This is a genomic window from Streptomyces sp. NRRL F-5123 (genome assembly GCF_000721495.1).
GTDB lineage: Bacteria > Actinomycetota > Actinomycetes > Streptomycetales > Streptomycetaceae > Actinacidiphila.
In genome coordinates this window covers 1-300 of sequence record NZ_JOHY01000205.1, presented here as the reverse complement: position 1 = coordinate 300, position 300 = coordinate 1, and the positions used below count along the sequence as shown (strand labels likewise).

The following is a 300-nucleotide window of genomic DNA, read 5'->3' as shown; positions in this document are numbered from 1 at the left end:
CTCCCACGCCGTCTCCAGCAGCAGCCGCTGCTGCGGATCGGTCGCAGCAGCCTCCCGCGGAGAGATGTTGAAGAAGTCGTTGTCGAACTCGCCCGCGTCATGCAGGAAACCGCCGTACCGCGTGTACGACGTCCCCGCATGCTCCGGATCCGGGTCGTACAGGCCCTCCAGATCCCAGCCACGGTTCGACGGGAACGACGAGATCGCATCCGTACCCGCCACCACCAGGTCCCACAACTCCCCCGGCGACCGCACCCCACCCGGATAACGGCACCCCATACCCACCACCGCGATGGGCTC

The 300-nt window shown here is 67.3% G+C and carries 1 protein-coding gene; it reads right to left on the bottom strand.

Going from position 1 to position 300, the window contains the following annotated elements:
• Positions 1-300 (bottom strand): beta-ketoacyl synthase N-terminal-like domain-containing protein (locus tag IH54_RS41145; protein WP_043183754.1); only part of this gene is annotated, 300 nt, incomplete at both ends.